Consider the following 12,638-nt stretch of genomic DNA (forward strand, 5'->3'; position numbering starts at 1 on the left):
AATCTGAAAAAGCTGGAATTCAACGAATCGACAATGCATGCATCATTGCATTGCTTCAAGATGCAATTGCAGTTTCTGAACTAATGAACGCAGACAGAACGCACCGGAGACATTCATCAAATGTCGTATCTGCTCGAGAAGTCCCGCAGCCTGCTCGTTCCTGCCGGCTCCGGCAAGAGCAAGGCCCAGGATGATCGTCGCGTAACACTCCGCGACTCGATCCGTCTTTCGTTTGGCTACAAGGATCGCCTGTTTGCTGGCCTCGATAGCGGCATCGAAGTCCTCACTCCGGTAAAGCAGATCGGCATTTATGGCAGCCATGCGCGCCTCAAGCTCGAGCCCGGTTCTTGCGGCCCGTGCGGCTTCGATCGCGCCAACCATCTCATTCGTCGCATCGGCGAATCGACCAGTCAAAGCCTGTTCGAGGCTTGCACAGAGCAAGGTGAGCACGCGGATGTAGGGAATGCCGGATGTTTCAGCGAGATCGGAAACTCGCCTTGCGTGCTCGCGCGCAAGACCCTGGTCTCCGACGATCCATGCTAGCTCCACCAGGTTGAAGTGCGGAACGAACTGAAGCACCGGTGCGACCTCGGATGAAGGCTGCTGCACCAGTTCGAGAAGCTCGCTGCGAGCATCCTCGATTTGGCCGAGATGAGCCATTGCGCGCGCCCTGATGCATCTCACCCAATAGCTGACGTCGAAGCCGAGAATCTGGTTCGGGTTCAAACCAAGCGTGACGTGACTGTCGAAGCCGGCTTGGCTTGCCATCGCAGCGATAGCCGTATTGGCCGCCGAGAGCGCCTCGTTCATCCGTCCCGAATGTGTGTATGCCTGCGCCAGCATGGCGTTGACGGTCGCGTAGCGGCCGACATCCCCCTCGCCCGAGGTCAGCTTGATGGCGTTCTGCGCCAGGTCGACGTAGTCATCGGCCGCTCCCGTCGAAGCGAGCACGCGTCCATAAGCGCCGATCAACAACGGCTCATGCGCCTTGTCGGAGGAGCGTGCAAATCTCAACGCTTCCTCAGCAAAAGGCTTGACTTCTTCGGCCGAGATGCCTTCGCGCCAGCCGAAGTTCAGGATCTGGCCGCTGGCCAGCGCTCGCAGGCGGTCGACGCGCTCCGATTGCGGCAGCGCCTGCAGCAGGGAGCGGATCTTCTTCCACAGCCGCAGCGCCTCCGCCGTGTTGGTGCGGCCGATCCAGCGCGCCGCGCGCTGCAGATGCTCGACGGCCTGCATGGTCTGGCCGGCGAATTCGTAATGCGAGGCGATCAGGGCGGCGAACTCGTCCTGCGTGCCCCAATCCAGCGCCTCGATCGCCTTGGCCACGGCCACGTGCACGCCGCTCAGGCGCGAGCGCAGCTGCATGGCATAGGCCACCTCCTGGATCAGCGGATGGCGGAAGGCGAGCACGCCCATGTCGAACGGCGGCAGATCATAGAGAAGATCGGCATGTCTCAGTTGTGCGAGCGCGTCGAACAGGTCCGCCTCGCTGAGCCCGACGACCGGCTTGAGCACGGCGAGCGCGACCGAGCGGCCGATCACAGCCGCTGTTTCCAGGACGCTCTTGGCGGTCTCGCTCAGACGGTCGATGCGGGCCGCTACCACGGCATGCACCGTCGGCGGCAGCGGAATCGGGCCGATCCCGCCCTTCAGCCGATAGGCGCCGCGCTCACCCTCGAAGCCACCGCTTTCAGATACAGCGCTGGCGAGCTCCTCGAGGAAGAACGGATTGCCCTGAGCGCGCTCGACGATATCGCGCGCCAGCACCTCCAGCGAAGGATCGTCACCAAACACCCCGCGCAGCAGCTCGCTTGCCTCCTCGGAGGCCAGCGGAACGATGTGCAGTTCGTGAAATGGGACCTGCTGCATGAAGGAGGCGGCGAAACCCGGCCTGTAGTTCACGACCAGCAGCGTCTTGGTGCCGATCGTGGCCTCCGCGAGCGCCTCGACGAACTCCTCGCTGGCCTCGTCGATCCAATGCAGATCCTCGATCATGATCACCATGGCGCCATCAGCCGGCGCGGCGCGGAACAGCGTCTTGAACACGTTCAGGAGACGGGTCTTGAACACGCCGGGATCGAGCCGGAGCGCCGGACGTGACGGATCGGCGAGGTTCATGAAGTCCAAGAGCAGGACCAGCGCCGTGTCGGGCATGGCAATGGCTTCGAGCCGGTCGACCACGCGCTGGCGCGACACCTCCACCGGCTCCTTCGGCCGGATGCCGAAGAAGTCGCGCAGCAATTCGAGCACCGGCTGGAACGGGGTGGCGCGGCCATGCGCCAGCACGCGCGCCTCGTAGACGCGAATGCCCTGGCGGCGACAGTGCTCGGCGAACTCGAAGCACAGCCGGCTCTTGCCGATGCCGGCCTCACCCACAATGCCGACGACAGCGCCGCGCGCCGCCAGGACGTCGTCGAGCTCGCGTTCGAGCACGGCGAGCTGAGCGTTGCGCCCGATCAGCGGCAACAGGCGCTGGCCGCTACGGAAGACGTCGCTCGCCGGCGCACTGAGGCGGCCGATCAGCTTGTAGATCGACACCGGCGAGGCAATGCCGCGCAGCGTGTGGGTGCCGAGCGGCTCGGCTTCGACGAACTGCCTGGCGCCGGTGTAGGTTTCCTTGCTGATCAGGATGGTCCCGGGCTCGGCCATGTGCTCCAGACGATTGGCCAGATGGACGTTGGCGCCGGCCGCGTCGTAGGTCTGGTACATGCTGTTCTCGACGACCTGGACGATCACCTCGCCGGTGTGCAGTCCGACCCGGACCTGCAAATGCGGGTCGGCGAGGCGCGCGATGGAGTCCTGCATCGCCAGCGCGCCGAGGCAGCCGCGAACCGCATGATCCTCATGCGGCACCGGCGCCCCGAACAGGGCCATGACGCCGTCGCCCTGCGTCTTGTTGACGACGCCGTCGTAGCGGTGAACCGCCTCCTTCATGAGGTTGAGCACCGGGTCGAGCCGCTGCATCGCGAGCTCGGGATCGCCGAGGCTATCGATCAGCTGAGTGGAATCGCGGATGTCGGCGAACAGGATGGTGAGACGCTTGCGTTCTCCGCCCTTGCTGCTCAGCGTCCTCAGGACGCGCTGCGCCGCCTGGTCGGGCGGAGCCGGCCGGCCGGGCAACGGCGCACCGCATTGGCCGCAGAAGCGATTCGACGGGCTGTTGGTCTGGTTGCAAGCCTCACATCTGAGGCCGAGCGGCTCGCCGCACCGGTCGCACGAGGCTCTCCCTGGCTGATTCTGCCTGCCGCACCGCGCGCATTCCATGGCCCCTCCGTTCCACGGCGGAACTGATTCATCCCATCACGGCATGAGTCTATGGAACTGCCACAATTCTCGCGGGAAAAATAGCCTTGTGGGGCCGAAGGCGGCGATCACGATGCTCAGCCCTGAGCGCTTTCCTGCGCCACCGCCTGCCAGGCAATGTCGCGCCGGCAGAAGCCGTCGGTCCATTTGATGCGGTCGACGGCCTGATAGGCCCGCGCCTGAGCCTCGGTGACGCTCTTTCCCGACGCGCAGACGTTGAGGACGCGTCCGCCATTGGCGAGAATGGCGCCGTCCTTCGCCACCGTGCCGGCGTGGAAGATCTCCACGCCCTCGATCCGCGCGGCGTCGTCGAGCCCCTCGATGACACCGCCTTTGGCGTAGTCGCCGGGATAGCCACTCGCGGCCATGACCACGGTGACGGCGGCGTCGGGAAACCAGCGTAGGTCGAAATTCTTCAACTGTCCGTCGCAGGCGGCCAGCATGGCGGGCACGAGATCCGACATCATCCGCAGCATCAGCACCTGACATTCCGGATCGCCGAAGCGCACGTTGTATTCGAACAGCTTCGGCCCCTGGGCGGTCAGCATCAGGCCGGCATAGAGAATGCCCTTGAACGGAGTGCCACGCGCATTCATTCCGGCGATGGTCGGCTGAATGATCTGATTCATGATCCTGTCATGAATCTCCTGCGTGACGAACGGCGTCGGCGAATACGCCCCCATGCCGCCGGTGTTCGGTCCCTGGTCGTGATCGAACACCCGCTTGTGATCCTGGGCGGAGGCCAGCGGAATCGCGGTCTCACCGTCGCACAACGCGAAGAACGACACCTCCCGACCTTCGAGAAACTCCTCGATGACGACCTCGGCGCCCGCGACGCCGAAGCCGCCCTCGAACATCATCTTGATGGCGTCCTCGGCCTCGGCAACCGTCTTGGCCACGACGACCCCCTTGCCGGCCGCGAGCCCGTCTGCCTTGACGACGATCGGAGCGCCGTGCTCGCGGACATAAGCGAGCGCCTCGGGGGCATTGTCGAAGCGGCAGTAGGCGCCGGTCGGGATGTCGTATTCGGCGCAGAGATCCTTGGTGTAGCCCTTGGAGCCCTCGAGCTTGGCGGCGAGCCTGGACGGGCCGAACGCCTTGATGCCGGCAGCCTCGAGATCGTCGACGATGCCGGCGGCGAGCGGCGTCTCGGGGCCGACCACCACCAGATCCACCTTGTTCGCCCGGCAGAAGGCGATTACCGCCACATGATCGGCGACGTCGAGCGCGACACATTCGGCCTCCTTGGCGATCCCGGCATTGCCGGGCGCGCACCACAGCTTGGTGAGCAGCGGCGAGCCGGCAATCTTCCAGGCGAGCGCGTGCTCGCGACCGCCGGAACCAAGGAGCAGAATGTTCATCGTCGATGCCGTCGCAGGGGTGGGCCAATTTGGACGCCCCAATTGCCCGGCCATCGCTACAGAGTCAAATCATGGCTCGGACGGCTTGACGGCGGCGCCGGCGATGATCTCCTGCAGGCTGGCGACGTGGCGGGCGAACGCCGCCCGGCCGGCCGCGGTCGCCGTCACCGTGGTCTGCGGCTTCTTGCCGACGAAGGCCTTGTCCACGGCGGCGTAGCCGGCGCGCGCCAGCGTGTCGATATGGGCGCCGAGATTACCGTCGGTGGCGCCGGTCAGCTTCTTCAGCCGGACGAATTCCAGCCCGGCCCCGGCAGGCAGGGCATTCAGCGCCGCCATGATCTTCAGCCGCAGCGGCTGGTGGATGATCTCGTCGAGCTCCGCCAAACCGTCAGCCCCGCCGCATCCACAAGCCGCCGAGAACCAGGCCTCCGCCATTGACGAACGCCATCCACAACGGGAAAGCCGCGCCGATGAAGAGGTAGCCGACCAGGGTCAACGCGGTGACGCACAGGCCGAACACCGTGAAGGCCGCGCCGAACCATAATCCGGCGAGGCCGTAGAACAGCATGAAATAGACCGGCCAGAATGCGCCCATCTCGCGCGGTCCGAAATGGCCGATCGCTTCGACGAAGAAGCCGAACGCAAAGAACATGACGAAGGCGAGCAGCGCCCGGAGATCGAAGCTGCGGACGCCGGAACGCGCCTTCTCCGTCGCGCCCAACACCACCGATCCGGCCAGACCGAGGACATAGAGCGACAGCCAGGCCTTGTCGGCGTAGTAAGGCGCCAGATAGGTCACGAGATTGCCGGCAAAGACGAGGACGCCCCAGAGGATCATCATCAGGCTCGACAGCCGATAGATCTGCGACTGCCGCACGCGCTTCGTGACATCCTCGATGTCGCTGAGCGCCCGCGCGGCTTCCAGGCTGTCGATCATGCGGCTTGAACCCCTAGCGCGTCGCCACGTCATCGGCGATCGCGCTCACCGCCTGCGGCGCCGACACGATCTCCATGTGATTGACGCCGGCGATCAGCTTCACGTCAACGCCGGGCGCGACGGCGTGCACCGCATCTGCATATTTGTCGGCGAGCATCAGCTCGTCATCGGCGCCGGCGATGAGGGTCACCGGGTGCTTCGCCGCAGCGAGATCGGCCTTGTAGCCACGGGTCGCGAAATTGCGGAACAGCCGGTAGCTGTAGGTCGAGGCCACGAACTTCTCCGAGTTCGGCCTGACAGCAAAGGCCAGCGCGGGCAGCGCCTCGCAGCATCTCAGGCCGACGCGATCGAGCACGCCGAGCGCGAGGATGCGCGGAACGTCGGGACCGGCCCAACCGCCCGAGTTCTCCCGGTTGGTGGGCGCGTCATATCCGAGATAGGGCGACAGCAGCACGGTGCGCGCGAACAGGTCCTGGGTCGGCGCGCTAGCCGCGCGCAGCGCGAAGCCGCCGCCGGCCGAATGGCCGAGCAGCACGATCGGCTGGGACGGCGCGGTCCTCCTGACCTCTGCGACGAGATCGGCCAAATCGTCCTCGAGCTGGCCGAGATAGCCGATGTCGCCGCGGGTGCCTGAGCCGCCATGGCCGCGAATGTCGGGCGCGAACGTGTCGATGCCCCGGGCGGCGAGCCCATCCGCCAGCGCATGCACGGCAACGCTCGAGCCGGAGGAGCCGTGCACGAGGATGGCAACCTTGCCGATCGGCGTCGCCCGCGCCGGATAGTGGCGGTAGGCGAGCTCCGTGCCGTCCCGGGCGCTGAAGCGCTGTAGGGCCGGCATGGTGCTCCGATCGACACGACCGACGGTCTCCGAGATCGATTTCAGCTCGGGCGGGCGCACCAACGGCGTCGCGATCATCCCAACCAGAAGAAGGGCAAGGGCCCCGGCGAGGCCGAAGCCCCAACCGATGAGCCGACGCACGATCTTGATGCTTACCCGCATACCCCTCTCCATTTTCTATAGAGAACTCTGTAATACAGAGTTATCGAAAAGGCAACGGCTTGATTGGCGGCGGACGCGGAAAGCCCCTACCTTGGCAACTGCTCCCCGAACCGAATCAAACAGCGATGCCGCCTGCGGAAGCCTTGCCCAACGCGCCCGAATTCACCGTCACCGAGCTGTCCTCGGCGCTGAAGCGCACGGTCGAGGACCAGTTCGGCCATGTCCGGGTGCGCGGCGAGATCACCGGCTTTCGCGGGCCGCATTCCTCGGGGCATTGCTATTTCGCGCTCAAGGACGAGAGCGCCAAGATCGAGGCGGTGATCTGGAAGGGCGTGCATGGCCGCATGCGCTTCAAGCCCCAGGAAGGGCTCGAGGTGATCGCCACCGGCAAGCTCACCACCTACCCGAATTCGTCGAAGTACCAGATCGTCATCGAGGCGCTGGAGCCGGCCGGGATCGGCGCGCTGATGGCGCTGATGGAGGAGCGCAAGCGGAAGCTCGGCGCCGAAGGACTGTTCGATCCCGCACGCAAGCAACTGCTGCCGTGGCTGCCCGAGGTGATCGGCGTCGTCACCTCGCCGACCGGGGCCGTCATCCGCGACATCCTGCACCGGCTCGAGGACCGCTTTCCTCGCCGCGTGCTGGTCTGGCCCGTGAAGGTGCAGGGCGAAGGATCGGCCGAGCAGGTTGCCGCCGCGATCCGCGGCTTCAACGATTTGCCGCAGGATGGCCCGATCCCGCGGCCCGACGTGCTGATCGTCGCGCGCGGCGGCGGCTCGCTGGAGGACCTGTGGTCGTTCAACGAGGAGATCGTGGTCCGCGCCGCGGCCGAGAGCATGATCCCCCTGATCTCGGCGGTCGGCCACGAGACCGACGTGACCTTGATCGATTTCGCCGCCGACAAACGTGCGCCGACGCCGACAGCAGCCGCGGAAATGGCGGTGCCGGTGCGCAGCGAGCTGATGCAGGAGGTCGCAAGCCTCGCGCGCCGTGTCAGCGTCTGCTGGCAGCGCGGCCAGGAGAGCCGCCGCAACGAGCTGCGCGCCGCCGCGCGCGCTCTGCCCGGCGCCGGCGATCTGCTCGCCATTCCCAGGCAGCGGCTGGATTCGGCGGCCGCCAGCCTGCCGCGCGCGCTCAAGACCAACACGCATGTGCACTTTCGCCAGTTCGCAGCGGCGAGCGCCAAGCTCACTCTGCGCGTGCTGCACGCGCAGATCGCGCAATCGCGCCATCGCCTCATCGCTTCGTCCGAGCGGCTGTCGCTGTCGTCGCGCGGCCAGCTGCACCGGCGGCGCGAGCGATTCGAGGCGCTCGACGCCCGCTTCAAGGCCTCGCGCCAAGCCTATGCGCAGGCCAAGCGCCAGGCCATCGGTCGCGAGCGCGACCGAACCGAACGTCTTGCCGAGCGGGCCCGGCGCGCGTTGCAGACTCAGCTCCAGCGCCTGACGGCCCGCGTGGGACAGAACGAAAAGCTCCTCACCGCGCTGTCCTATCGCAGCGTGCTGGCGCGTGGATTTGCACTGGTGCGCGACGAGGCCGGCCATCCGTTGCACCATGCCGCGAGCATCGGTCCGGGCGCCGCACTCTCGATCGAATTTGCGGACGGCAAGGTCGCGGCCACGGCGGGCGCGGACCGCCCGCTTCCAGCCGCGGCGCCAGCATCGCCAAAAGCCCCGCGTGAGGGCAAGCCTTCGGCGCCGAAGCGCACGCCCGATCCCGCCGATCAGGGCAGCCTGTTCTGATTGGTCCTCAGCGCGCGAGCCAATCGGCCACGAGCTTCTGCGCATCGGCACGCGCCTCGGGATCCGAGCCGACATGGCCGCGCTCGGGCGCCCCGGCGTCCGACCCTGCGACTTGATGCAGCGGCAGGTTCACACGATCGAAATCGTGATAGGCGCCGGGATAGATGACGATGCGGGTCAGCGCGCTGCGGCCGCGCGCGCCATCGATCATCTGTCGGCACGCGGGCGGCGAATAGACGTCGTCCAGGCCGCCGATCAGCACCAATGTCGGGACGCGCGTGCTCCAGCCGAGGCCGGACGAGGCGCGGCAATCCGGATAGAACGCCACCGCGGAGCGGAAATCCGGCGAGACATGCTCGGGCAATTGCGGGCGCACCGCCCACAACAGCGCGCTCGCGCCGCTGGCCCAGCCGACGAGGCTGACCCGGTCGGGCATCGCCCAGGCTTGCTCCGCCAGCCATTTCTGCGCGATCACGATGTCAGCGACACGCTCGCGCCGGCCGCTGATACGACGCTCCTTGACGCGGCATTGCGGCCCCAATCCGCGCGAGCCGTAGCTGTCCGGCAGCAGGACGGCCTTGCCGTCCTTGACCAGTTCCTCGGCCCAGTCGCGATAGCGCGGCAGCACCGGCTCGGAGCGGCCGGAAAGCCCGCCGCAGCCGTGCAGCGCGACGACGACCGGAAATGGGCCGGCCCCCTTCGGCCGGTAGAGCTGGGCGCGCAGCACATAGCTTCCCGAGGGGATCTCGACCGCGACGGGCGCCGGCAATGGCTCAGCCAAGGCTGAAAACGCCGTGGCGCAGAGCATTGAGACGACGATGGCGACGAGGGAGCGCATCAAACCAGCCGGGCGGGACAAGCGGCGGATATTGAAACCTAGCTAGCACGGAGTTTCGAGCAGAAGCATCACAAATCAGTGGGTTTGCGCGGGGGGACAGGGCCCCCCATCTATGCTAGGAAATCATCGAAATTCGGCCTGTCGTGTGCGCGCTGCGCCTGCGTAGGGGGACTTCACGTCAAGGAATTGGAGATCGCGGACGTGCTCAACAAGTTTGGTCCCTCGGGCCAGGGCGAGGCGCAGGTGCAGTATCTGGACGGCGATTTCCGCGTGATCTCGCCGGGAAGCTATGTGCGCTGCGCGGTCACCGATGTGCGGATCCCGCTGGACGAGCTGAAATATTGGAGCGTCGATCTGCAGGAAGCCTACGCCCTGCCGAGCGCCGTGCTGCAGCGGCATTATCCGGGCGCATTGAAAGCCAGCGGCTGACCGTTCCGCTTCGCTGACAGCCGCTGCACAACCAGCGCGCGCAACGCGGCGAGATCGCCGAACTGCAGTGTCACCGGGAATGCCACGACATCGGGCGCGGCCTCGTGGCCGCGGAACCGCACGAGATCTTTTTCCGTGGTCACCAGGGCAAATCCATCACGCCTGGCTTCGTTGGCAAGGGCTACGACGTCGGCCGTCGTGAATGGGTGGTGATCCGGAAAGGCACGCTCGCGCCTGACGTCGAGACCAGCGCCGCGAAGGGTGCGGAAGAATCGGGCGGGATCGCCGATCCCGGCAAACGCCAGCAGCGGCCTGCCCTGCAGCGCCGCGACGATCTGCGCATCGGGCTGCAACGCGGCTGAAAACACCGGCTTGCCGGCCGCCAACACATGTGAGGCGACAGCCTCGCTGGCTCGGCCGCTACCGATCACGACCAACGCGTCGGTGCGCGCCAGCTGCGGTGGCAGCGGCGCGCGCAACGGGCCGGCGGGAAACACCTCGGAATTGCCGAGGCCGCGCGCGCCGTCGATCACGATCAACGCGAGATCCTTGGTGATCGACGGGTTCTGGAAGCCATCGTCCATCAGGATGACGGAGGCGCCCTGCGCCTTGACAAGACCGATGCCGTCGGCGCGGTTGCGCGCCACGACGACCGGCACTCGCGCCGCCATCATCAGCGGCTCGTCACCGACATCGGCAGCCTCATGGACAGCGGGATCGACGACGACGGGCCCGTGCAGCCGGCCGCCATAGCCACGGCTCAGCACCACCGGCTGCTCGCCGAGGTCACGCAGCATATCGGTCAGCGCCAGCACGGTCGGCGTCTTGCCCGCCCCGCCGACATGGAAATTGCCGACGCAGATCACCGGCAGGCCGGCATCGATGCCGGCTTGCGCCATGCGGCGTGCGGCAACGGCGCCGTAGAGTTTCGAGAGCGGGAACAGCAGACGCGATTGCCAGGACGGCGGCCGATGCCAGAAGGCCGGCTCACGCATCGCCGGCTGCCCCCATTTCGAGCCTGACCTGCAATAGATACGGCTCCAGCGCCGACAGCGTCCGCTCCAGCGCGCCACCGAGCTGATCGACCACGCGCGTTCCTGCCGCAACCAGGCTGTTGCCGGCTGCGGGATCAGCGAGCAGCTGCCGGAGTTGGCGGATCAGCGCCTCCTGATCGTGGGCGAGCCTGGCTCCCCCGGCTTTGTCCAGCGACTCATAGACGTCGGTGAAGTTGAACACGTGGGGTCCGTGCACGATGGCCGCGCCGAGCTTGACGGCCTCGATCGGATTCTGGCCGCCATGCTCGACCAGCGACCCGCCCATGAACACGACCGGCGCCAGCCGGTAGAACAGGCCGAGCTCACCCATCGTGTCGGCGACGTAGATGTCGGTGCCTGCGAGCGGCTGTTCCTCGCGCGAACGCAAGGCGCCCTGCAGGCCCGCGCTTGCGACGAGTTCGGCGACGGCCGGGCCACGATGCGGATGGCGCGGCACGATCACGGTGAGCAGCGACGGATAGGTAGCCGACAAGGCCTTGTGGGCCGCGATCAGGATCTCGTCCTCGCCGGGATGCGTGGAGGCGGCGACGACGACCGGACGGCCGCGCGTCATCGCCGTGAGCCGATCGAGCTTCGCCGGATCGGCGGGCGGCGCCGGCACGTCGAGCTTGAGATTGCCGGTGGTGATGACGGTGCGCGCGCCGAGCGCGGAGAACCGGTCGGCGTCCGCCTGCGACTGCGTCAGGAAGAGATCAAAGCGTCCCAGCAAAGCGGAGATGGTGCCGGACATGCGGCGCCAGCGCGGGAACGAGCGCGGCGACATGCGGCCGTTGATCACCACCATCGGCACCCGCCGCGAGGCGCCGGCGAGGATGAGATTCGGCCAGAGGTCCGACTCGATGAACAGCCCGAGCGAGGGACGCCAATGATCGAGAAAGCGCTCCACGAAGCGCGGCGTGTCATAGGGCACGTATTGGTGGATCACGTCGGGCGGGAAGCGCTTGGCCACGATGGCGGCCGACGTCACGGTGCCGGACGTGATGAGGATGCGGATGTTGAGCTCACGCAGCCGCTCGATCAGCGCCGCCGCCGCCAGCACCTCGCCGACGCTGGCACCGTGAATCCAGACCAGCGGACCCAGCGGGCGCGTGTCGTGGCTCAGGCCGCGCCGCTCGTCGGTCCGCTCGGGATCCTCCTTGCCATGCTTGAGCCGCTGTCTGATCAGTGCCGGCGCAAGCGGCACCGCCGCCGAGGACAACCCGCGGTAGACACGCAGGGCCATCGGCAGCGGCCTAGGCACTTGATGCTCCCGACGCGACCGGCGGAGGACAGGCCTCGGGACGGCCGACGATCTCATAGGCGCGGCGCATGCACTCGTTCAGCGTCGCCTCGAGGTCGAGACGCGCCTCTTCCATCATCGCGGCGTCGGCATCGCGCGGCACGTTGATTTCCTTGATTCCCACCAATGCGCCGCGGCCGAATGGCAAATTGATGGTGGTGCTGTCCCAGTTCTTCAGGCGGATGAAGCGGCTCGTGACCATTGCGAACGGCATGATCGGACGTCCTGATTCGCGCGCGAGCATGATGATGCCCAGCCCCGCAATCCGCGCACGCTTCGGCACATCGGCGGTCGATGCCACATTATAGTTGTCTTCGAGCGCCCGCACCATCTCCTTGAACGCCCCCACCCCGCCTTTCCGGTGGAAGGAGGAGCCATGATCGCCGGAGCCGCGGATGGTTCCGATGCCGAGCCGCTCGGCGGCGATCGCGTTGAACTCGCCGTCGCGATGGCGGGAGATCAGCACCTTGGCGCGATAGCTCGGCTTGTTCTTGATGAAGGGTGTCAGCAGATGCTGGCCGTGCCAGAACGCGAAGATCGCCGGCATCTGCGGCTCGACGATGTCGTAGACCTCGGGCGGCTCATAGGTGAAGCGATTGGTCAGCCACACAAGGCGCAGGTACTCGGCCGCGAGGAACCCGACGGCGCGCTGGAACCAGCCGCTACGCAGCGTATTGCGGATCAGGTGTTTCAA

General features: G+C 66.6%; 11 protein-coding genes. 2 read left to right on the top strand and 9 right to left on the bottom strand.

Annotated features, from left to right (window positions below; translation table 11 throughout):
• Positions 1-42: 42 nt before the first annotated feature.
• The 5 genes from QX126_RS02125 to QX126_RS02145 form a co-directional block, all read right to left on the bottom strand.
• The gene (locus QX126_RS02125) at positions 43-3,264 is read right to left on the bottom strand and encodes an AAA family ATPase (RefSeq protein WP_315771261.1); all 3,222 of its coding nucleotides are present in this window, start codon (positions 3,262-3,264) and stop codon (positions 43-45) included.
• Positions 3,265-3,380: 116 nt separating this feature from the next.
• The gene (purD, locus tag QX126_RS02130) at positions 3,381-4,664 is read right to left on the bottom strand and encodes a phosphoribosylamine--glycine ligase (RefSeq protein WP_315771259.1); all 1,284 of its coding nucleotides are present in this window, start codon (positions 4,662-4,664) and stop codon (positions 3,381-3,383) included.
• A gap of 69 nt (positions 4,665-4,733) precedes the next feature.
• Positions 4,734-5,048, bottom strand: a complete 315-nt coding sequence (locus tag QX126_RS02135; RefSeq protein ID WP_315771257.1) for a transcriptional regulator — start codon at positions 5,046-5,048, stop codon at positions 4,734-4,736.
• Between the two features lie 4 nt (positions 5,049-5,052).
• Positions 5,053-5,601, bottom strand: a complete 549-nt coding sequence (locus tag QX126_RS02140; RefSeq protein WP_315779049.1) for a hypothetical protein — start codon at positions 5,599-5,601, stop codon at positions 5,053-5,055.
• 13 nt (positions 5,602-5,614) lie between these two features.
• Entirely contained in the window at positions 5,615-6,601 is a 987-nt protein-coding gene (locus QX126_RS02145; RefSeq protein ID WP_315779050.1) for an alpha/beta hydrolase, read from the bottom strand.
• A 125-nt stretch (positions 6,602-6,726) separates the two neighbouring features.
• Here QX126_RS02145 and xseA point away from each other — a divergent pair, with 125 nt between their 5' ends.
• Positions 6,727-8,343: an exodeoxyribonuclease VII large subunit gene (gene xseA / locus QX126_RS02150; RefSeq protein ID WP_315779052.1), complete on the top strand. Its 1,617-nt coding sequence runs from the start codon at positions 6,727-6,729 to the stop codon at positions 8,341-8,343.
• 7 nt (positions 8,344-8,350) lie between these two features.
• On the opposite strand, the gene QX126_RS02155 is transcribed toward xseA, so the two are convergent.
• A complete protein-coding gene (locus QX126_RS02155; protein WP_315736571.1) occupies positions 8,351-9,181 on the bottom strand; it encodes a dienelactone hydrolase family protein in 831 nt (276 codons plus the stop codon).
• 201 nt (positions 9,182-9,382) lie between these two features.
• Here QX126_RS02155 and QX126_RS02160 point away from each other — a divergent pair, with 201 nt between their 5' ends.
• The gene (locus QX126_RS02160; protein ID WP_315736570.1) at positions 9,383-9,610 is read left to right on the top strand and encodes a DUF2093 domain-containing protein; all 228 of its coding nucleotides are present in this window, start codon (positions 9,383-9,385) and stop codon (positions 9,608-9,610) included.
• On the opposite strand, the gene lpxK is transcribed toward QX126_RS02160, so the two are convergent.
• From lpxK to QX126_RS02175, 3 genes are read right to left on the bottom strand one after another with little or no spacing between them, the layout of a single operon-like run.
• A complete protein-coding gene (gene lpxK, locus QX126_RS02165; protein ID WP_315779054.1) occupies positions 9,580-10,605 on the bottom strand; it encodes a tetraacyldisaccharide 4'-kinase in 1,026 nt (341 codons plus the stop codon). The two genes, QX126_RS02160 and lpxK, sit on opposite strands and share 31 nt — an antisense overlap.
• Positions 10,598-11,905, bottom strand: a complete 1,308-nt coding sequence (locus QX126_RS02170) for a 3-deoxy-D-manno-octulosonic acid transferase (protein WP_315777963.1) — start codon at positions 11,903-11,905, stop codon at positions 10,598-10,600. Before QX126_RS02170 ends, lpxK begins: the two co-directional genes overlap by 8 nt.
• Entirely contained in the window at positions 11,898-12,638 is a 741-nt protein-coding gene (locus tag QX126_RS02175; protein ID WP_315716682.1) for a lysophospholipid acyltransferase family protein, read from the bottom strand. Before QX126_RS02175 ends, QX126_RS02170 begins: the two co-directional genes overlap by 8 nt.

The organism is Bradyrhizobium sp. SZCCHNPS1003 (assembly GCF_032381555.1).
Lineage (GTDB): Bacteria > Pseudomonadota > Alphaproteobacteria > Rhizobiales > Xanthobacteraceae > Bradyrhizobium.

Coding starts and splice junctions, on each gene's coding strand:
- QX126_RS02145 (WP_315779050.1), bottom strand. CDS start 6,601: ATGCGGGTAAGCATCAAGATCGTGCGTCGGCTCATCGGTTGGGGCTTC.
- QX126_RS02125 (WP_315771261.1), bottom strand. CDS start 3,264: ATGGAATGCGCGCGGTGCGGCAGGCAGAATCAGCCAGGGAGAGCCTCG.
- QX126_RS02140 (WP_315779049.1), bottom strand. CDS start 5,601: ATGATCGACAGCCTGGAAGCCGCGCGGGCGCTCAGCGACATCGAGGAT.
- xseA (WP_315779052.1), top strand. CDS start 6,727: ATGCCGCCTGCGGAAGCCTTGCCCAACGCGCCCGAATTCACCGTCACC.
- QX126_RS02155 (WP_315736571.1), bottom strand. CDS start 9,181: ATGCGCTCCCTCGTCGCCATCGTCGTCTCAATGCTCTGCGCCACGGCG.
- purD (WP_315771259.1), bottom strand. CDS start 4,664: ATGAACATTCTGCTCCTTGGTTCCGGCGGTCGCGAGCACGCGCTCGCC.
- lpxK (WP_315779054.1), bottom strand. CDS start 10,605: ATGCGTGAGCCGGCCTTCTGGCATCGGCCGCCGTCCTGGCAATCGCGT.